20 protein-coding genes and 1 tRNA gene are annotated in these 20,120 nt (G+C 29.3%); 18 read left to right on the top strand and 3 right to left on the bottom strand.

The genetic code is table 11. From position 1 onward, the window contains the following. Positions 1-68 precede the first annotated feature (68 nt). A tRNA-Leu gene (locus HMPREF3131_RS01430) sits at positions 69-152 on the top strand. Positions 153-266: 114 nt separating this feature from the next. Here HMPREF3131_RS01430 and HMPREF3131_RS11615 read toward each other — a convergent pair. Then, positions 267-335, bottom strand: a complete 69-nt coding sequence (locus HMPREF3131_RS11615; protein WP_353775006.1) for a hypothetical protein — start codon at positions 333-335, stop codon at positions 267-269. Here HMPREF3131_RS11615 and HMPREF3131_RS01425 point away from each other — a divergent pair. The 9 genes from HMPREF3131_RS01425 (at position 307) to fumC (ending at position 8,479) form a co-directional block, all read left to right on the top strand. After that, the gene (locus HMPREF3131_RS01425; RefSeq protein WP_368909295.1) at positions 307-1,350 is read left to right on the top strand and encodes a PTS sugar transporter subunit IIC; all 1,044 of its coding nucleotides are present in this window, start codon (positions 307-309) and stop codon (positions 1,348-1,350) included. The two genes, HMPREF3131_RS11615 and HMPREF3131_RS01425, sit on opposite strands and share 29 nt — an antisense overlap. 120 nt (positions 1,351-1,470) lie before the next feature. Further along, positions 1,471-2,925 (top strand): ABC transporter substrate-binding protein/permease, encoded by a 1,455-nt coding sequence (locus HMPREF3131_RS01420; protein ID WP_070436372.1) that lies wholly within the window; start codon positions 1,471-1,473, stop codon positions 2,923-2,925. Beyond that, positions 2,918-3,640, top strand: coding sequence for an amino acid ABC transporter ATP-binding protein (locus tag HMPREF3131_RS01415; RefSeq protein ID WP_019835687.1), 723 nt, complete (start codon positions 2,918-2,920; stop codon positions 3,638-3,640). The genes HMPREF3131_RS01420 and HMPREF3131_RS01415 overlap by 8 nt, the downstream gene beginning before the upstream one ends. 261 nt (positions 3,641-3,901) lie before the next feature. Beyond that, positions 3,902-5,023 (top strand): tRNA epoxyqueuosine(34) reductase QueG, encoded by a 1,122-nt coding sequence (gene queG / locus HMPREF3131_RS01410; protein ID WP_019835688.1) that lies wholly within the window; start codon positions 3,902-3,904, stop codon positions 5,021-5,023. A gap of 2 nt (positions 5,024-5,025) precedes the next feature. Beyond that, entirely contained in the window at positions 5,026-5,496 is a 471-nt protein-coding gene (gene trmL / locus HMPREF3131_RS01405) for a tRNA (uridine(34)/cytosine(34)/5-carboxymethylaminomethyluridine(34)-2'-O)-methyltransferase TrmL (protein WP_017176401.1), read from the top strand. A 159-nt stretch (positions 5,497-5,655) separates the two neighbouring features. Further along, positions 5,656-6,255, top strand: coding sequence for a 6-phosphogluconolactonase (locus tag HMPREF3131_RS01400; RefSeq protein ID WP_017176400.1), 600 nt, complete (start codon positions 5,656-5,658; stop codon positions 6,253-6,255). 22 nt (positions 6,256-6,277) lie between these two features. Then, complete coding sequence (locus HMPREF3131_RS11125; protein ID WP_249339582.1) at positions 6,278-6,451, top strand: SAS053 family DNA gyrase inhibitor; 174 nt, start codon at positions 6,278-6,280, stop codon at positions 6,449-6,451. A 110-nt stretch (positions 6,452-6,561) separates the two neighbouring features. Then, complete coding sequence (locus HMPREF3131_RS01395; protein ID WP_017176398.1) at positions 6,562-6,954, top strand: hypothetical protein; 393 nt, start codon at positions 6,562-6,564, stop codon at positions 6,952-6,954. Between the two features lie 139 nt (positions 6,955-7,093). Then, complete coding sequence (gene fumC, locus HMPREF3131_RS01390; RefSeq protein WP_017176397.1) at positions 7,094-8,479, top strand: class II fumarate hydratase; 1,386 nt, start codon at positions 7,094-7,096, stop codon at positions 8,477-8,479. A 78-nt stretch (positions 8,480-8,557) separates the two neighbouring features. Here the strand turns inward: fumC and HMPREF3131_RS01385 are convergent, their stop codons facing one another. After that, positions 8,558-9,382: an RluA family pseudouridine synthase gene (locus HMPREF3131_RS01385; protein WP_019835689.1), complete on the bottom strand. Its 825-nt coding sequence runs from the start codon at positions 9,380-9,382 to the stop codon at positions 8,558-8,560. 137 nt (positions 9,383-9,519) lie between these two features. Here HMPREF3131_RS01385 and HMPREF3131_RS01380 point away from each other — a divergent pair, with 137 nt between their 5' ends. From HMPREF3131_RS01380 to yhaM, 8 genes are all read left to right on the top strand, one after another. Further along, positions 9,520-10,629 (top strand): GAF domain-containing sensor histidine kinase, encoded by a 1,110-nt coding sequence (locus HMPREF3131_RS01380; RefSeq protein ID WP_017176395.1) that lies wholly within the window; start codon positions 9,520-9,522, stop codon positions 10,627-10,629. 14 nt (positions 10,630-10,643) lie between these two features. Beyond that, entirely contained in the window at positions 10,644-11,267 is a 624-nt protein-coding gene (locus HMPREF3131_RS01375; RefSeq protein ID WP_017176394.1) for a response regulator, read from the top strand. Positions 11,268-11,516: 249 nt separating this feature from the next. Then, on the top strand, positions 11,517-11,981 hold the full coding sequence (locus HMPREF3131_RS01370; RefSeq protein WP_002449642.1) for an XRE family transcriptional regulator XdrA: 465 nt from the start codon (positions 11,517-11,519) through the stop codon (positions 11,979-11,981). 220 nt (positions 11,982-12,201) lie between these two features. Continuing rightward, positions 12,202-13,332 (top strand): DUF445 domain-containing protein, encoded by a 1,131-nt coding sequence (locus HMPREF3131_RS01365; protein ID WP_017176393.1) that lies wholly within the window; start codon positions 12,202-12,204, stop codon positions 13,330-13,332. A gap of 71 nt (positions 13,333-13,403) precedes the next feature. Next, complete coding sequence (locus tag HMPREF3131_RS01360; RefSeq protein WP_017176392.1) at positions 13,404-13,748, top strand: YlbF/YmcA family competence regulator; 345 nt, start codon at positions 13,404-13,406, stop codon at positions 13,746-13,748. 150 nt (positions 13,749-13,898) lie between these two features. After that, entirely contained in the window at positions 13,899-15,095 is a 1,197-nt protein-coding gene (locus tag HMPREF3131_RS01355; protein ID WP_017176391.1) for a DNA repair exonuclease, read from the top strand. Then, the gene (locus tag HMPREF3131_RS01350; RefSeq protein WP_019835690.1) at positions 15,085-18,021 is read left to right on the top strand and encodes an AAA family ATPase; all 2,937 of its coding nucleotides are present in this window, start codon (positions 15,085-15,087) and stop codon (positions 18,019-18,021) included. The genes HMPREF3131_RS01355 and HMPREF3131_RS01350 overlap by 11 nt, the downstream gene beginning before the upstream one ends. Next, positions 18,018-18,959: a 3'-5' exoribonuclease YhaM gene (gene yhaM / locus HMPREF3131_RS01345; RefSeq protein WP_002449625.1), complete on the top strand. Its 942-nt coding sequence runs from the start codon at positions 18,018-18,020 to the stop codon at positions 18,957-18,959. The genes HMPREF3131_RS01350 and yhaM overlap by 4 nt, the downstream gene beginning before the upstream one ends. Positions 18,960-19,017: 58 nt before the next feature. On the opposite strand, the gene HMPREF3131_RS01340 is transcribed toward yhaM, so the two are convergent. Further along, entirely contained in the window at positions 19,018-19,977 is a 960-nt protein-coding gene (locus tag HMPREF3131_RS01340) for a peptidylprolyl isomerase PrsA (protein ID WP_017176388.1), read from the bottom strand. Positions 19,978-20,120 lie beyond the last annotated feature (143 nt).

Raw genomic sequence — 20,120 nt, 5'->3', positions numbered from 1 at the left:
TAGGTGCAAGTCCTATCTTCCGCTCCATAATTGCTTCCATAGGGAAGTTTTTTATTTATATATATTAAGCCGGCGTGGCGGAATTGGCAGACGCGCGGGACTCAAAATCCCGTTCCTTTATTGGAGTGTCGGTTCGACCCCGACCGCCGGTATGTAATGGATTTAAAAGGATTAAGTAGAACACTCTACTTAATCCTTTTTTATTTGATATTTTTTTAACTACTTATTTTATATTGTATAAAATGAGATAATATAATATTATATAGCTAATATTTAAAAATGGAGGCTATTATGAGTAGAACTAGAATAAATTTAAAATATTTTTTTAGTAATATTCTTAATGCAGTTGGTGCAGGAGTAGTTATTGCATTACTTCCAAATGCACTTTTAGGAGAACTACTAAAATTATTTAAAGATCAACATCCAATATTAGAGCTTGTTTTTCAATTAGTGACAATTATTCAATCATTTATGGCATTTATTATTGGAATACTGGCAGCACATCAATTCAAATTTAGTGGTGCGGGTGCTAGTATGATAGGTATATCTGCAATGTTAGGCTCTGGAGCTATACAAATGAATGCCAATGGTATTGCATTAAAAGGAATTGGCGATATTATAAACGTAATTTTAGTTATTATTATCGCATGTGCTTTATATTTATTATTACAAGGAAAATTTGGTTCTTTAGAAATGATTATTTTACCTGTATTTATTCCAGTAGTCAGCGGATTAATTGGATTAATGACTTTGCCATATATACAAATTATCACAAAAAGTTTAGGACATATGATTAATTCATTTACTGAATTTAATCCTTTAATTATGTCTATCTTGATAAGTGTGACATTTTCACTACTAATGGTTACGCCAATTTCTCTAGTTGCTATTGCTACAGCTATTAGTTTAAATGGGTTAGGTAGTGGTGCTGCAAACATGGGAATTGTTGCTGCATGCGTTACTTTTTTCTTTGGTTCTTTACGTGTCAATTCAGTTGGTGTCAATTTAGTTTTGTTTATTGGCGCTGCGAAGATGATGATTCCTGTTTATTTAAAACATTTAATCATTGCAATACCATTAACCATTAATGGTATTATTTCCGGTTTGTTAACATACTTCATTGGAATAAAAGGAACACCATTATCAGCTGGATTTGGTTATACAGGATTAGTTGGTCCAATTAATGCGTTTAATAGAATGCCGGGTGATTCAACATTTAATATTCTTCTATTAGCATTAGGTTATTTTATTGTTCCATTCATTAGTGCTTTTATTATTCATGAATTATGCAAAAAGTTTATACCATCATATAATGATAATATTTATAGATTTGAAATCACTCACCAATAATATTATTTTAAAGGTATTTAAGCATCTATAGTAATGTAGATGCTTTTTTTATTTGAATTTTTTATTGCATATTAATACTTTATTATGTATAATAATTAAAAAGTTATAGGAGGTTGCTATATGAAATATATTTTTAAAACAATGATCATAGCAATCTTAATTAGTTTGACCTTTATAAATATAGAACCTATGGCTCACGCTGATCAAGATGCAAAATGGGAAAAAATTAAGGAAAGTGGGGAATTAAGAGTAGGATTATCAGCTGATTATGCACCATTTGAATTTGAAAAGACTGTAAAAGGTAAGAGTGAATACGCAGGTATAGATATCGATTTAGCTAAAAAAATTGCTAAAGATAATCACTTAAAATTAAAAATTGTGAATATGCAATTTGATAGTTTACTCGGTGCATTAAAAACGGGAAAAATTGATGTTATTATTTCTGGTATGACTTCAACACCAGAAAGAAAGAAAGAAGTTGATTTCTCAGATTCTTATACTAAAACGGGCAATGTAATGCTTATTAGAAAAAGCGATAAAAATAAATTTCATACATTAAAAGACTTTTCTAATAAAAAAGTTGCAGCACAAAAAGGGACTGAACAAGAAAAAATTGCGCAACAAGAAATAGAGAATGCAGACATTAGTTCATTAAATCGTCTACCAGATGCTATTCTTGCAGTTAAAAGTAATAAGGTAGAAGGGTTGGTAATAGAAAAACCTGTTGCTGAAGCATATGTAAAACAAAATAACAGCTTAATGATAGCTAATGTGAATTTTAATGAAGAAAAGAAAGATAATGTCATAGCTGTGCCAAAAAATTCACCTATTCTTTTAGCGAATGTCAATAAATCTATTAAGGAAGTCAATGACCAACATTTAATTAGCAAATACATGGACAAAGCTTCTAAAGATATGCAAGACGATAGTAGCTTTTTTGATAAGTATGGTGCATTTTTTATCAAAGGACTTAAAAATACAATTTTAATATCAATGATTGGTGTAGTATTAGGAGCAGTATTAGGAGCTTTAATTGCTTTAGCTAAATTGAGTAAGTTTAAATTGCTTTCATGGATTGCCTCTATTTACATAGAATTTTTAAGAGGAACACCGATGTTAGTTCAAGTATTTTTAGTTTTCTTTGGAACGACAGCTGTTCTAGGTTTAGACGTTTCAGCATTAGTATGTGGTACTATCGCACTAGTTATTAATTCTTCTGCTTATATTGCAGAAATAGTTAGAGCTGGAATTAATGCTGTTGATAAAGGGCAAACAGAGGCAGCGCAATGTTTAGGATTAAATTATTCTAAAACAATGAGATATATCATTTTACCCCAAGCAATTAAAAATATTTTACCAGCGTTAGGTAATGAATTTGTAACACTAATTAAAGAATCATCTATTGTTTCTACTATAGGAGTAGGAGAAATTATGTTTAACGCTCAGGTTGTACAAGGTATTTCATTTGATCCTTTTACACCGTTAATTATCGCTGCGATAATGTACTTTGTTTTAACATTTACATTATCTAGAGGTATGAGTTTAATCGAAGGGAGAATGAAAGCCAGTGATTAAAGTTCAAAATTTAAATAAGTCATTTAATAAAAATGAAGTACTCAAAGATATAAATTTAGAAATTAATAAAGGAGAAGTTGTAGCAATTATAGGACCATCAGGAAGTGGTAAAAGTACATTATTAAGATGTATGAATTTATTAGAAACACCATCAAATGGAAAAGTGATTTTTGAAGGAAAAGAATTAACACATAAAAATATAAATTTAAGTGAATTACGTCAAAAAATGGGAATGGTATTTCAAAATTTCAATTTATTTCCTCACAAAACAGTATTAGAAAATGTCATTTTAGCACCTAAGTTGTTAAAAAAAGTTGATTTAAAAAAACTAGAAATTGAAGGTAAAGCACTTCTAAAAAAAGTAGGACTTGAAGAGAAAGCTAACGCATATCCTTCTCAACTCTCTGGCGGACAAAAACAAAGGGTAGCAATAGCAAGAGCTTTAGCTATGCATCCTGATGTCATATTATTTGATGAGCCAACATCAGCACTTGATCCTGAAGTTGTTTATGAAGTACTTAAAGTTATGAAAGATTTAGCTAAAGAGGGTATGACAATGGTGGTTGTAACTCATGAAATGGGTTTTGCTAAAGATGTTGGTGATAAAGTAATATTTATGGCAGATGGATATGTCGTTGAAAGTGAAACACCTGATCAATTATTTAATCATCCCAAACATGAAAGAACTAAAAACTTTTTGGCGAAAGTATTATAGCATGTTGTATATGAAGACTGATAAAACATTTATAAGGTTTTATATCTAAAAAGTAATAAAAGTTAATTAAGAAAAGAAGATAGAATTTATTCTGAATTATAAATATAGACTTTCTTTATAACATTCTCAAAGTTAAAGAATCTGAGATACTTTAAAGTATATCTCAGATTCTTTTTTATTTATAAAAATATTTAATATCATAAAAAATTAAGATTATGTTAAAATGTTCTATGGACTTTTTTATAGGAGGCAAGAGTGTTGATGAACCATCAACTTAAACAGGAAATCATTGACTATGCGTATTCCATTGGTATAGATAGTATTGGTTTTACTACTGCTGATCCTTTCGATGAACTGAAACAAAAGTTAGTAGATTATCATGAAAAAGGTTATGCATCAGGTTTTGAAGAATCAGATATTGCGTTACGAACAGAACCTAAATTATCTTTACCCACAGCGCGTTCTATTATAGCTATTGCTGTTGGTTATCCAAATAAGCTAAAGGGAGCGCCAAAAAGTGTAAAAGGCGATAGAAGAGGAATGTTTGCGAGAGCCTCTTGGGGTCAAGATTATCATTCAATTATGAAAAAAAGATTAGACAAATTAAGTGAATTTATTCAATCTAAGGTTCCTGATGTCGAAATAAAAAGCATGGTTGACACTGGAGTACTTTCAGATCGCGCTGTAGCTGAAAGAGCAGGATTAGGATTCGTTGGTAGAAATGGATTTGTTATTAATCCAAAACTAGGAACTTGGACATATTTAGGAGAAATGTTAGTTAGTATTCCTTTTGAACCGGATGATCCTATATTAGACAGTTGTGGAGATTGTACAATTTGTGTAGATAGATGTCCAACGGGTGCTTTAGTAGGGAATGGTCAACTGAATTCTCAAAAATGTATCAGCTTTTTAACTCAAACTAAAGGATATTTAAAAGATGAGTATCGATATAAAATTGGTAATCGTCTTTATGGTTGTGATACTTGTCAACAAGTTTGTCCGAAAAATAGAGGCATTAATACAACTCACGAAGATATTATTTTAGAACCAGAAATATTAAAGCCACGTTTAGTTCCATTGTTACAAATGAGTAATAAAGAATTTAAAAATACTTATGGTCATTTGGCAGGAGCATGGAGAGGTAAGAAACCTATACAGCGGAATGCAATTATTGCACTTGCACATTTTGGTGAAGAAACGGCTATTCCTGAATTAAAGGAAGTGGCATTGAATGATCCAAGACCCATGATAAGAGGAACAGCATATTGGGCTATTGGCCAAATACTAGGCGATGATGCAAGAACATTTATTTATGAGCATTTTGATAATGAGATTGAAGAAGTTCAAGTTGAAATGAGAAAAGGACTAGAAATGAGGAAATAAAAATGACAAACCATATTGTGTTATTCCAACCAGAAATACCTGCAAACACTGGGAATATTGCACGTACATGCGCAGGTACCAATACACACTTGCATTTAATTAAACCATTAGGCTTTAGTACAGATGACAAGATGCTAAAACGAGCTGGATTAGATTATTGGGAACATGTTAATATCACTTATCATGAAAACATTGAATCATTTTTCGAAGTGACAAATGGTAAATATTATTTACTTACTAAATTTGGTAAACAAACTTATAGTGATTTTGATTTTTCAAATACTGAAGTAGAAAATTATTTTATCTTTGGTAGAGAAACTACAGGTTTACCAGATTGGGTAAAAGAGAAGTATGCAGATACTGCTTTAAGAATTCCTATGAGTGATCATATTCGTTCTTTAAATTTATCTAATACTGCTGCTTTATTGATTTATGAAGCATTACGACAACAAAACTTCCCAGGATTAAAGTAGAATTTAAAATTAATTACTATAATAGAATAAAAAATGTTATATTTATTAATGAATTATTATAAAAATTTTAAAATAGTTTGATATCCCCTTAAATAGGGTAATTTAGTAAATAAATGAATTATTTTAGTTGAACTTTACATTTAGAGGAGTGTAATTATTATGGCAATGAATTTTAAAGTATTCGAAGATAAACAACATGCAGCAGACTATGCTGGAGATATTATTAGAAAACAATTTAACAATAACCCAACTACCATTGCTGGTTTCCATTTAAACAAGGATTCTGCACCTGTATTAGATGAATTAAAAAAATCAGTTGATCGTAACGCTGTAGATTTTAGTCAAATTAATATTCTTGACTATGACGATAATCATTCGTTCTATGAAGCTTTAGGTGTACCTTCTGAGCAAGTATATTCTATTAGTCTTGATGATGATGCTGAATCATTAATCAATGATAGAATTAAAACAAAAGAAAATAAAGGAAAACTTACTTTACAAGTTGTTTCAATTGATAACTCTGGACATTTAGATGTTAATATTCGTCAAGGTTTGATGAAGGCACGCGAAATTATCTTAGTTGTAACTGGTGCTGAAAAAAGTGAAGTTATCAAACGATTATATGAAGAAAATGGTAAATCAAACTTTTTACCTGCTGATTTAAAAGTACATCGTATGGTAACAGTTGTTTTAGACAGAGCTGCTGCTGATGGATTACCGGAAGACGTTAAAGAATACTTCACAGCGAGATTTGCATAATATTTAATTTTATTGTGAGGTTATTTTTATGAGTAAAGATAGTAAACGTAATTATCATGAAGACGAAAATGCAATGGTTCAAAATATGGATGATTTAGAAGCATTAGGAAAAGAAATGGAACAGATTTCTGAAGAAAATGATGAAGATAAATATAATCAAACACATGATTCAGAAGCGCGTTCAGATTTAAATTAATATATTTTAGCATTTTAATTAATTGTTTCGATAGATTAATTAAAATGCTTTTTTTATGAAATACAACTTATGATACAATATATTTTAATGAAAATGAAGGAGATAAAAATATGTTACATAAGTATTGGCTACCTTTAACAATTATTACAATCATTGTTAGTTTAATTTCTATTAAAGGTTTTCCCATTGCTCTAGGAGCACTCTATCTACCAGTGTTATTTAAAGTGATTCAATTACAATTGAATTTATCAAAGGATTTAATAGATAATGCAACTGCTCATCCATTCATTAAGAGTAATCAAAAAGGAATTATGATTAGTGTTATATGTATATTAATTGTAACAGGAATCTTGGCATATACACTTAATGATTTTTATCGAAGTTTAGGTGGGGTTTTAGGTATGTTAGTAAAGATAAGTCCTGTTACGCTTGTCATAAGCGCTATTTTGTATATAATAAGTGCTATTTCAGTTGTAAAAGCAGTAAAATATAAATATGAATAAGATTTATTCTTAAACACGTGAAGTAATACAACTTCATGTGTTTTATTTTTTATAAATGAAACCGCTTTATATTCGAATTGCTACATTAATTTTATTAATGATATACTATTACTAAATCATAAATAAGGGGGATTATTGAATGTCTGTAAGAATTGAACATGATACGTTTGGTGAAATTGAAGTACCATCTGATAAATATTGGGGCGCACAAACTGAAAGAAGTAAGCGTAACTTTCCAGTAGGTAAAGAACATATGCCTATTGAGGTGATTTATGGTTTTGCTCAGTTAAAAAGAGGTGCCGCGCTTGCTAATCATGAATTAGGAAAATTAAGTGATACTAAGAAAGATGCTATCATTTATGCTTGTGATTTAATTTTAAAAGGAGAACTTGATGGTCATTTTCCTTTAGTTGTATGGCAAACGGGAAGCGGTACTCAAAGTAATATGAATGTGAATGAAGTCGTAAGTTATGTAGCTAATGAGTACTTAAAAGAACATAATAGCGATGAATCGATTCATCCCAATGATGATGTTAATAAATCTCAAAGTTCGAATGATACATTCCCTACAGCTATGCATGTTGCTTTATATCATGAAATTGAAACGAAATTAGAACCTGCTTTAAAACATTTACGAGACACATTTAAAGAAAAAGAAAACCAATATCAATCAATTATTAAAATTGGTAGAACTCACTTACAAGATGCTACTCCAATTCGATTAGGACAAGAAATTAGTGGATGGCGTTATATGCTAGATAAATGTGAACAATTATTAGCTGAATCTAAACAACATATTTTAAATTTAGCTATTGGTGGAACAGCAGTTGGAACAGGAATTAATGCACATCCAGAATTTGGAGATAAAGTAGCTAAATATATCTCAGAACATACAGGCTATGCATTTGTTTCATCTGAAAATAAATTTCATGCTTTAACCTCACATGATGAAGTGGTGCAACTTCATGGAACACTAAAAGCATTGGCAGCAGACTTAATGAAAATAGCAAATGATATAAGATGGCTTGCTTCAGGACCTAGAGCCGGACTTGCGGAAATCTCAATTCCAGAAAATGAACCAGGTTCATCAATTATGCCAGGTAAAGTTAATCCAACACAATGTGAAATGCTAACAATGGTTGCAGTACAAGTGATAGGAAATGATACGACAGTAGGTATAGCGAGTTCTCAAGGTAATTTTGAACTTAATGTATTTAAACCTGTGATTCTTCATAATACATTGCAATCTATTTACTTATTAGCTGATGGAATGGAAACATTTAACAAAAATTGTGCTATAGGTATTGAACCAATTGAAGAAAATATCAATCATTATTTAAATCAATCATTAATGCTTGTAACTGCACTAAATCCTCATATTGGATATGAAAAAGCAGCTCAAATAGCTAAAAAAGCTCATAATGAAGGTTTAACACTTAAAGAATCAGCAATTAATTCTGGCTACGTTACAGAAGAACAATTCGAGGAATGGATTAAACCAGAAGATATGGTCGATCCTCATTAAAATAACATTATCAATTGAAATGCTCCTTTTAAAGATAATGCTTTGATCTGCGTTATCTAAAAGGAGCATTTTAAAAATTTATTCATCATCTAAACTTACAGAAATCAATTCTTGAGTAAGTGGGTGAGTGAATTCAATCTTATAACTATTCAATTCTAATTGACGTAAGGTAGCATCTCCATATAATGGATCACCTATGACAGGATGACCAATTTCTGCTAAATGTACACGTATTTGATGGGTACGTCCTGTATCTAATTTTATTTCCAATTGACAAATGCCTTCTTTAATCATTTTTGATGTTAAGATATGAGTGATAGCTCGTTGTCCGGTATTAGAAATACGACGCTTATTGGGATGAAATTTATCTTTACCGATTGGCATATCAATTGTTTGTGGTTTTAGAGGTAGTAATGCTTTTACATTGGCACGATAAATACGTGTAATTTGATTCTCTTCAAGCATTCTATCTAGTATTTTTTTCATTAAAGGATTTTTAGCAACAATTAATAATCCCACAGTTTCTTGGTCTAGACGATGAATCGGTTCAACGTAGTCGCTATCCATAGTATAGATAACATGGTTCATTAGTGTATTACTTTCTTTTAAATCATTTGGATGAGTTTTAACCCCTTTAGGTTTCATTACAATAGCTAAATCGTTATCTTCATATGCAATCTGTGCGTAACGATAACTTGGTAAATAATTACTTTTTTCTTCAGGGATAGGAATATAAACAACATCATTTGTGACAACTTTATCTGTCAATTTACTAGGTTGTTGATTAATCGTGATATCTTTAGACATATTTAATTGGTGTAAGTCTTTTTTTGGTAGTTTTAACTTTTGAAAAATTTCACGTAACGTATAATTATTGAAAGTTTCAGGTACATTGAATTTCATAATATCCTCCTATTATATTCTGTTTAATCATATCATAATTTACAATGATAATTATAATTGTTTTCATCAGTCTATTTTTAAATTTTAAAAATAAACGATATAATAATAAACGCAAAATAACAAAATGGGGCGAAAATATGGAAAAACCGACACGTTTAGCATTATTAAAAGAAATTGCAGAATATCTTAATGAAGAAACTGAATTATATAATATGATGAATAAAGTATTAGATTATTTAATCAATGGTAGCAGTTTTACAACAGGTTGGATTTTTTTAATCAATAAAAAAGGTGAACAAGAACTTGTAGCTAGCACTGATTTACCTCATTCATTAAAAAATAATAATTGTAAGTATTTAAATAATGGTACGTGTTGGTGTGTCAATGCTTATCATCATAAAAATTTAACAAAAGCATCTAATATTATAAATTGTTCAAGAATCAATTTAGCTAATCAAGAAAGTGAAAAAGATGATTATCTTATTACGCATCATGCGACAGTACCACTTAGATCAGGAGATGAACAGTATGGATTATTAAATGTCGCGACACCTCATACTGTAGTATATAGTCAAGACGATTTAGAGTTACTAGAATCAGTAGCTTTACAAATAGGTTCTGCAATTAAACGTATATACTTAACAGACCAAGAAAAAGAAGCAGCACGAATAAGTGAACGAAATCGACTAGCGCGTGATTTACATGATTCAGTTAACCAAATGCTTTTTTCATTAAAACTAACAGCTCATGCTGCACATGATATCACAGAGGATAAAACAGCTAAAAAAGCATTTAAGATGATTGAAGATACAAGTCAAAACGCAGTAAATGAAATGCGTGCGTTAATTTGGCAACTTAAGCCAATTGGTTTAGAACATGGGTTAGTGAATGCGATTCAACATTATGCGAATATGTTAGATTTAAAATTAAACATCGAAGTAAGAGGATTGATTAAATTATCCAATTTAGTTGAAGAAAATGTGTACCGAATGCTTCAAGAAGCTTTAAATAATACGAAGAAACATGCACAAACGAATCAAGTATCTATTAACATGCAACAAAATGAACATCAATTATATATTAAAATTTATGATGATGGAAAAGGATTTAATGTGAGTGATGACTTAAATCAAACGACGCATGGTCTAAAAAATATCAAGCAACGTATTCATAGTTTAGACGGAGAATTTAACATACAATCAGATAAACAAATGGGGACAACTATTTATCTTAATATTCCAATTTAAAGTAGGTGATAAATTTGGCAAGTATCGTTTTAATCGATGATCATCACATTGTTAGACAAGGACTAGAATTTCTAATTTCAACAGTTGAGGGTTTAGATATACAAGCAAGTTTTTCTGATGGTGACGCATTTATTAAATATTTAAATGAGAATAATATGCCTGATTTAGTATTATTAGATTTAGTTATGCCTAAAATGAATGGTATCGAAGTGACGCATTATATAAAAAAATATTACCCATACATAAAAGTGTTAGTGCTTACAAGTTATGTGGATGATGAATATGTTATGTCTGCCATTAATGAAGGTGCTGATGGTTATGAAATTAAAGATGTTGAACCACAAAAGCTGATTGCTACTATTACTAAAGTATTAAATAATGAGAAAATAATACATCCAAAAGCTAAAAATGTAATTGATGCAATGCATGAAAAACCACACTTTAATAATAAATTATCTAAAAGAGAGATGGAAGTATTAAAAGAGATGGTGAAAGGTAAGACAAATAAAGACATTGCAAAAAGTTTATTTGTATCTGAGAAAACAGTTAAAACACATGTCAGTCATATATTTAATAAATTACAAGTTTCAGATCGAACACAAGCTGCTATATATGCTATTGAAAATAAATTAATATAAATTGAATAGATCTATTAAAAATAAAAACGGTAATTTTAAAATATGATAATGATAGACAAATGACTTGTTTTATTAGTTTAATTATTTTGATAATTTTGCCATTTATAAAATTATACGTAAAAACAAAAATTTCTCTTTTCATTTTATTGAAAATATATTAAGATGTAATTTGTGTTTCAAGAAATGTGTATTATTGCAATTTCTTGCGTCCGGATAAAATAACTCCTATTAGAAAGGTAGAGAAGAGTAATGGATAGACAGAGTTTTACAGATTTAATTCAAACAAAATTTAAAATGGTGCGTATTGAAGCAGGATACACACAAGATACTATGGCACAAACAATAGGTCTTTCTAAAAAAACACTTGTTCAAATCGAAAAAGAACGTGTATTACCAAATTGGACAACTTGTGTATCAATTTGTGCTTTATTTAGAGATTCAGATGTTTTAAATAACACATTTGGTTGCGATCCATTAGAAATTGTACAAACAATTTCAAGAAACCATTGTGCATATCCTAATCATTCTACAACAAGTGATATTTATTGGAATACAATGGAAACGCGTAATGGATTTATTTTACAAAGTAATAAAGTAAGTAATATCTACAGAGTGCTTAATCCTGAAAAACAACCTATTTTTGGAACATCTAAATTAAGAGAAGCAGAAACTTACTTTAATAGAAATGCTAAAGAAGAATTAATGCACGTTTAATTTTAATATAAATAAGATATAGTGATAGAAGAGTTGACCTTCAACTGAATCACTATTTTCAATTAATAATGAATTCACTGTAATTTTGCGATGAATTCATTATTTTTTTATTTCAAAAATTTGTAAATATAAATGTACGTTGAACTATTAAGTTATGCAGTTTACATTTGTCATGGTATAATTTTGCTATTGCTTATATAAAAATTAAGGAGTTATTTAAATGCAAGCAGTATTAGTAGTCATCTTTATGATAGTAATAGGAGCAATCATTGGTGGTGTCACGAATGTTATAGCTATTAGAATGTTGTTTCATCCCTATAAAGCTCATTATATATTTAATATGCGAATTCCATTTACACCTGGTTTAATACCTAAAAGAAGAGATGAAATAGCTACAAAGATAGGGCAAGTGATTGAAGAACATCTCATTACAGAAACTTTGATTCACAACAAACTAAATGAAACGAAAACTAAAGAAACAATTAATGAATTAGTTAAGGAGCAAATAGCGAAATTAAAAAGTGATCAAGCTACAATTCGTTACTTTGCTGAGAAGTTTGATGTTAAAATAGATTACTTAGTCAATGAGAAATTAGAAGATACAATTTCACAAAAGCTATTAGCTTTTTATAATGAACATCGAAATGAAGAAGTGATTAAGTTACTACCAAAAGAAACTAAGCGAATGATTGATAAGAAAGTCGAGCCATTAGGAGATTTATTATGCGAAAGAGCTCGTGTTTATCTGTCATCTGATAAAGGCGCTCGTGATATTTATGACATGCTCGATACATTTTTTAATGAAAAAGGTAAAATCGTTGGATTACTACAAATGTTTATGACAAAAGAAAGTATTGCAGATAGAATCCAACATGAATTGATTCGTTTAACCAATCATCCTAAAGCAAAACGTATTGTAAACCAAGTGATTGATAATGAATATGAGACGCTGAAACGACAATCACTTAAGAAAATCATTGATGAGGCTCAATTTTCAAAACTATCAGACTCAGTTACATTACTTATTACTTCATATTTAAATTTAAATGAAAAAATAGATAAACCACTTAATCAACTATCACCAAGATTAATGCAATATTTAGAGACAACGTTATCAGATAAAGTTACACAACTTATTATTAGTCAAGCATCCAAACATCTCTCAACGATAATGCAAAAAATTAATCTACGTAAACTAGTAGAAGATCAAATCAATACATTTGATTTAGATTACATTGAAAAGTTGATTATTGAAATTGCTAATAAAGAATTAAAATTAATTACCTTATTAGGATTTATTTTAGGTGGTATGATTGGTCTTTTCCAAGGTTTAATCGCAATTTTTGTATAACTAATCATAATATGTTATGGTATTAAAGAGTTGTCAAAACATCATTATTACACGAAGGAGTGCAATTTAAAATGGCAGTAAATTTATATGATTATGCAAATCAACTAGAACAAGCATTAAGAGATAGTGATGAATACAAAGCTATTAAAGATGCTTTTGCTAAAGTTAAAGAAAATGAAGAATCTAAAAAATTATTCGATGAGTTCCGTGAAACTCAAATGAATTTCCAACAAAAACAAATGCAAGGTCAAGAAATTCCTGAAGAAGAATTAGCTAAAGCTCAAGAACAAGCTCAAGCTATTGAAAAAGATGAAAATATTTCACAATTAATGCAAGCAGAACAAAAAATGAGTCAAGTTTTCCAAGAAATTAATCAAATTATTGTAAAACCTTTAGACGAAATTTACGTTGACTAATTAATAATTTAAGTAATGGACACTACGCGATTTTTTCATAAAATCGCGTAGTTTTTTTATGTCAAAGTTCATCGACCCATATTCATAAGATATGGTAAAATATAGTAATACATAAAGATACCTTATCAAACAATTAAGGAGCTTAAATTAATGGTTAAATTTATTCACTGTGCAGATTTGCATCTTGATAGCCCTTTTAAATCTAAACAACAATTATCGACAAGTATTTTCAAAGATGTACAAAAAAGTGCCTATGAGAGCTTTAAAAAAATTGTAGATGTAGCATTAAAAGAAGATGTTGATTTTATGTTGATTGTAGGAGATTTATTTGATAGTGAAAATCGCACATTACGTGCTGAAATTTTTTTAAAAGAGCAATTTAAACGTCTAGAAAAAGAACAAATATTTGTATACATATGTCATGGGAATCATGATCCTTTAACAACTAGAATTACAGATAATTGGCCTAATAATGTATCAGTATTTTCAAATCGTGTTGAAACCTATCAAGCGATTACCAAAGCTGGAGAACAAATTTATATTCATGGTTTTAGTTATCAAAACAATACAAGTTATGAAAATAAAATTGATGAATATCCATCTAGTCAAGGAAGTAATGGTATACATATAGGAATGCTTCATGGAACTTATAGTAAATCTAACATAAAACAGCGTTATACTGAATTTATGTTAGAAGATCTTAATCATAAACTGTATCATTATTGGGCACTCGGTCACATTCATCAACGTCAAGAACTAAGTGATATGCCGCCTATTCACTATTCAGGTAACATTCAAGGTCGTCACTTTGGTGAATTAGGAACTAAAGGTTGTTTGCTTGTAGAAGGGGATCATCTACATCTTGAAACAACTTTTATCCCAACTCAGTTTATACGTTTTGAAGAAGCTACAATTAAGACTGATAAAATTTCAAAACAAGGTATCTATGAGGAAATTCAAAAGTTTAAGAAACAAGTTCGTGAACAAGGTAAAGCATTTTATAGATTGACGATTAATATAGATAATGACAAAATTTTATCAACACAAGATATTCTTCAAATAAGAGAAATGATTAGTGAATATGAAGAAAATGAACATGATTTTATTGTCATTGAAGATATGATTCTTAATTATATACAGAATGAAGAAACACCTCTTATAAATGAATTTTCTAATGAACTCATAAACGATGACAAAGTGTTTGAAGAGGCAATGACAGATTTATATTTAAATCCAAGAGCTTCAAAATATTTAGAAGACTACACCACTTTCAATAAGGCAAAACTCATTCATCGAGCTGAGAAAATATTGAAAGCAGATATGAGAGGTGAAGAAATTGATTATTAAATCACTTGAAATATACGGTTATGGTCAATTCGTACAACGTAAGATTGAATTAAATCAGACTTTTACCGAAATTTATGGGGAAAATGAAGCAGGTAAATCAACCATACAATCATTTATTCATTCAATTTTATTTGGTTTTCCCACAAAGAAAGAAAAAGAACCGCGTTTAGAACCTAGATTGGGAAATCAGTATGGGGGCAAGCTAACGCTTATTTTAGATGACAAATCAGAAATTGAAGTTGAGCGTGTAAAAGGTAGTGCTCAAGGTGACGTAAAAGTTTATTTAGAAAATGGATTGATAAGAGATGAAGCATGGCTTAAGAAGAAATTAAACTATATTTCAAAAAAGACATATCAAGGAATATTTTCATTTAATGTACTTGGTTTACAAGATATACATCGAAATTTAGATGAACAACAATTACAAAGCTATTTATTAGAAGCTGGTGCTTTAGGATCTTCTGAATTTACATCTATGGGGCAAATTGTTAATCAGAAAAAAACTACGCTTTATAAAAAAGCTGGAAAGAACCCAATTCTAAATCAACAAATTGAAGAACTAAAACAATTAGAAGCACAAATAAGAGATGAAGAAACCAAATTAGACGAATATCAACGTCTTATAGATGAAAAAGATAAATCAGAACGCCATCTTTCTCATTTAAAAGAAAATCTTAAGCAATTATCAAAAATGCATGAAAATAAGCAAAAGCAGTTAGGACTTCATGCTCATGCGCAAGAATGGAAATCGCTTGAGCATCATTTAAATATCGAACCGTTGAAATTCCCAGAGCAAGGTATTGAACGATATGAAACTGCATTAAAATATAAACAATCACTTGATCGAGATATAGGATTAAGGGATGAGAAGATAAGACAACTAGAAAATGAATTTAATTTAATTCAGATGCCTGATGATAGAACTGTGAGTGATATGTATCATCTTTATCAACAAGAGAGTGATATCAAGCAATCTGAATTAAAAGCTAAGGCTTTAAAAAAGGAAATAGAAACTTTCGAACGTTCTCAGCAAACATTAAAAGATGATATCGGTTGGAATGAAGTTTATCATGAAGCGGATACTTCTGAAACAATGAAAGATTATATAAGTGAAAAAATTAAAAATCATAATCACCAATTAAATCAAAAGCAACAAGTTGAACGTATGATTGGTGAGCATAATATTGAAAAAAAGGAAATTGAAAAGGAAATTAAGTTATTAGAAAGTGAACTAGTTTCTGAAACAGCACTTGAAAAGAAAAAAGAATATAATCAGCAAAAAATAGAATTACATGAAAAAGAAAGTTTATACTCAAAATTAAAAGCTTCCTTTGAATCAGAAAAAGAAAGAAAACAAAAGCAATATCAATGGTTGAAAATCAGCTTTATCATTTTGGCTTTGATGAGTGCTGGTTTGACTATTTTTGCATTTATTACAACTAGTATCACTTTTAGTATTATTTTTGCAATTCTCACTGTGATATTTATAGTAGGTTTATTCTTTAGTAAAAATAAAGATATTGATTATAGTGAAACAATTAGTGAGGAAATTAGTGATTTAGAACAACAACTTAAAGCACTCGAAGATAAATACGATTTAGATTTTAATCTAGATGATCAGTACCAATTGCGTGAACGTTGGAATAATGCTAATAATACTAAATCAGTACTTTCTAATAAACTTAATCATCAACATTCGATTTTATCAGATATTCAGTCTTCAATTGATGCATTAGCACAGGATATTTCTGAAATCAAACAAGACATTAAAGTATCTGATAAAATGTCAGATGAACGTTTAGTAGATAGTTTGAAAACAATGAATCAACTTAAAGTTAATGATAAACAACTTAATAAATTATTATTAGAGAACATAGAGTTAAATCAAAATTTAATTAACTTCTATGAGCATGCTCAAGATGTTACTAAAGATAGTTTCGACGAGTTTAATAAAATTTCATTATTTAATGATTTGAAAGGTTGGATTTCTCAGTATGAAAGTAAAAAAGAAAAGAAATCTCAATTGCAAAATCAATTAACCCTATTAAGTAAAGAATTAAAACAGTTAGAAAGTCGTTTGGATGAAAATAAAACGACTATAAACGAGTTGTTTAAATATATTGAAGTTCAAAATGAAGAGCAGTATTATCAACATTACGAAGCTTATCAACGTTATCAACAACAACTATCACGATTCAATGATTTATCTACCTATTTGAGTAATCACGAATTCTCTTATGAAGATAGTTCTGTTTTAAGTGAAAAAACAACTGCTCAATTAGAAGAAGAAGATCAAATGTTAGCTCAACAAGTTGATGATTATAATGATAAATATTTGGAGAAACAAACTGAAGTGAGTGAACTTTCTGCACGTATTAATCAAATGGAAACAGATAAAACACTATCTCAATTGCGTCATCAATATTATAATTTAAAAAATAGAATGAATGATATTGCTAAAGATTGGGCGAGCTTAAGTTATCTTGAGACACTAATTAATGAGCACATTAAACAAATTAAAGATAAACGACTACCATATGTGATAGATGAAGCCATTAATATTTTCAAAACATTAACTGATGGTAAATATAATCTAATTACTTATGAAAATGATTCAATTAAAGTTAAACATCGAAATGGACAAATGTATCATCCACTTGAATTAAGTCAATCAACGAAAGAGTTGCTATATATTTCATTGAGACTTAGTTTAATTAAGGTGTTGAAACCATATTATCCATTCCCAATTATCATTGATGATGCATTCGTACATTTTGATAAACAAAGAAAATCAATGATGTTAAACTATTTAAGAGAATTATCTCAAGAACATCAAGTATTGTACTTTACTTGTACAAAAGATACTACGATTCCTTCTCGAGAAATGCTGATATTAAATAAAAAAGAGGAAGGCGGGAAACGATGAGAAACGTAGAAAAATTAAATCCTGGTGATTCGGTGGAGAATTTTTTCTTAATCCACAGAGCGACACAGGGTGTAACAGCACAAGGTAAAGACTATATGACATTATATCTTCAAGATAAAAGTGGAGATATTGAAGCTAAACTATGGACTGTCACAAAAGATGATATGAAAATCCTTAAACCAGAAATAATTGTATGGGTAAAAGGGGATGTTATTAACTATCGTGGCCGTAAACAAATGAAAGTCAATCAATTTCGATTAGCAACAGCAGAAGATGGAGTGAAAACTCAAGACTTTGTAGATGGTGCGCCACTTTCACCTAACGAAATTCAAGATGAGTTATCACATTTTATCTTAGAAATTGAAAATGCACATTTACAACGTATTACACGTCATTTATTAAAAAAATATCAAGATAAATTCTTTACTTATCCTGCAGCAAGTTCTCATCATCATAACTTTGCAGGAGGATTAAGCTATCATGTATTAACGATGTTAAAAATTGCAAAATCATTGTGTGATATCTACCCATTATTAAATAGAAGTTTGTTATATAGCGCGATTATTTTACACGATATTGGTAAAGTAAGAGAATTAAGTGGACCAGTTGCAACAACGTATACGGTAGAAGGTAATTTGCTTGGACATATTTCAATAGCAAGTGATGAAGTTGCTGAGACGGCAAAAGAACTTGGTATTGATAGTGAAGAAGTCATGTTATTGCGACATATGATTTTAGCACACCATGGAAAAATGGAGTTTGGTTCTCCTAAATTGCCACATCTAAAAGAAGCAGAAATTTTATTCTTTATTGACAATATTGATGCAAAAATGAATATGTTCGATAAAGCATTTAAGAAAACTGAAAAAGGACAATTTACTGAAAGAATCTTTGGTATGGATAACCGTCAATTTTATAATCCAGAGAAATTAGATTAATATTAATAGACGAGAAAAGGTCGGAACATATTGTTCCGACCTTTTTGATTTATGAAAATTATGAAGATAATCCTGATGAAGCACTACTACTTTGTTGTTCTTTTAATTTTTCTGGATTAAGTATAGTATCTTCTACAGATTTTTTAATATCGCTATCTTTATAATCTACGTTGTATTCTTTCAATAAGTCTTTATAAGCATTTGTCAATAGTTTTGGATTTTTTTGAACTTTTTGTTCAATAATTTTTGTTTTTAATTGAGATTTTTGTTTATTAAAGTCATCTTCTTTATCAGCTTTGATAATGTGATAGCCGTATTCTGTTTTAACAATGTCAGAAATTTGACCTTCTTTTAGTTTAAATAAAGCTTTATCAAATTTATCGACCATTTGTCCTTTAATAACATAACCTAATGACCCGCCTTTTTTAGCTGAAGCAGAATCCATTGATTCTTTTTTGGCAATGTCATCAAATTTATTTGGATTTTTTTCAACTTCTTTTTGAATTTTTTCAGCTTTTGCTTTTGCTTTTTTATCTGATAAACCTTCTTTATCACTATCAGATTTAACTTTAATTAAAATGTGTGATGCTTTCTTAGTATCATCTTTTATTTCTTTGTCAGACACTTTAACTTTATCATTAAGTAATTGTTTTTGGTAAGCAGATAGTCTTTTCTGTTCTTTGTAATCATCAAGGGTCATACCCTGTTGTTTTAGCATACTTTCAAATTGATCTTTACCACCATATTGTTTTTCTTCTTTTTTAATATCATCATCGATACGCTTAGTATCTACTTTGTCTTTATATTTATCAGCTAATATTTTATTTAACTCAATACTAAATGATGTGCTAGCAATTTGATCTTTACCAATTTTATCCATAACATCTTTAACGGTTACATTACCAGCTTTTGAAGAAATTAATGTATTATCTTTAGAATCTGTAGAATCAGAACTACATCCTCCAAGTAATAAAACACCTGCTGTAACAGGGACAATGAGTTTATTCATAATTTTCATAGTTGATAGCTCCTTTTTGTATGTTAACAAAGTTACTATAACATAATATAATTATTCCACCAATTAATAAAAGGTGATTTACAACTAAAGTATTAGATGAAAAATAATTTAAAAAAAGAGGCTGGGACATAATTCCTAACAAA

Source organism: Staphylococcus sp. HMSC14C01 (genome assembly GCF_001808085.1).
Taxonomy (GTDB): Bacteria; Bacillota; Bacilli; order Staphylococcales; family Staphylococcaceae; genus Staphylococcus; species Staphylococcus hominis.
The sequence above is the reverse complement of the archived record's forward strand: the minus strand, read 5'-3'. Positions and strand labels throughout refer to the sequence as shown.

Coding starts and splice junctions, on each gene's coding strand:
- HMPREF3131_RS01420 (WP_070436372.1), top strand. CDS start 1,471: ATGAAATATATTTTTAAAACAATGATCATAGCAATCTTAATTAGTTTG.
- HMPREF3131_RS01370 (WP_002449642.1), top strand. CDS start 11,517: ATGGATAGACAGAGTTTTACAGATTTAATTCAAACAAAATTTAAAATG.
- HMPREF3131_RS01385 (WP_019835689.1), bottom strand. CDS start 9,382: ATGAAATTCAATGTACCTGAAACTTTCAATAATTATACGTTACGTGAA.
- HMPREF3131_RS01395 (WP_017176398.1), top strand. CDS start 6,562: ATGTTACATAAGTATTGGCTACCTTTAACAATTATTACAATCATTGTT.
- HMPREF3131_RS01355 (WP_017176391.1), top strand. CDS start 13,899: ATGGTTAAATTTATTCACTGTGCAGATTTGCATCTTGATAGCCCTTTT.
- queG (WP_019835688.1), top strand. CDS start 3,902: ATGAACCATCAACTTAAACAGGAAATCATTGACTATGCGTATTCCATT.
- yhaM (WP_002449625.1), top strand. CDS start 18,018: ATGAGAAACGTAGAAAAATTAAATCCTGGTGATTCGGTGGAGAATTTT.
- HMPREF3131_RS01360 (WP_017176392.1), top strand. CDS start 13,404: ATGGCAGTAAATTTATATGATTATGCAAATCAACTAGAACAAGCATTA.
- HMPREF3131_RS01400 (WP_017176400.1), top strand. CDS start 5,656: ATGGCAATGAATTTTAAAGTATTCGAAGATAAACAACATGCAGCAGAC.
- fumC (WP_017176397.1), top strand. CDS start 7,094: ATGTCTGTAAGAATTGAACATGATACGTTTGGTGAAATTGAAGTACCA.
- trmL (WP_017176401.1), top strand. CDS start 5,026: ATGACAAACCATATTGTGTTATTCCAACCAGAAATACCTGCAAACACT.
- HMPREF3131_RS01365 (WP_017176393.1), top strand. CDS start 12,202: ATGCAAGCAGTATTAGTAGTCATCTTTATGATAGTAATAGGAGCAATC.
- HMPREF3131_RS01380 (WP_017176395.1), top strand. CDS start 9,520: ATGGAAAAACCGACACGTTTAGCATTATTAAAAGAAATTGCAGAATAT.
- HMPREF3131_RS01340 (WP_017176388.1), bottom strand. CDS start 19,977: ATGAAAATTATGAATAAACTCATTGTCCCTGTTACAGCAGGTGTTTTA.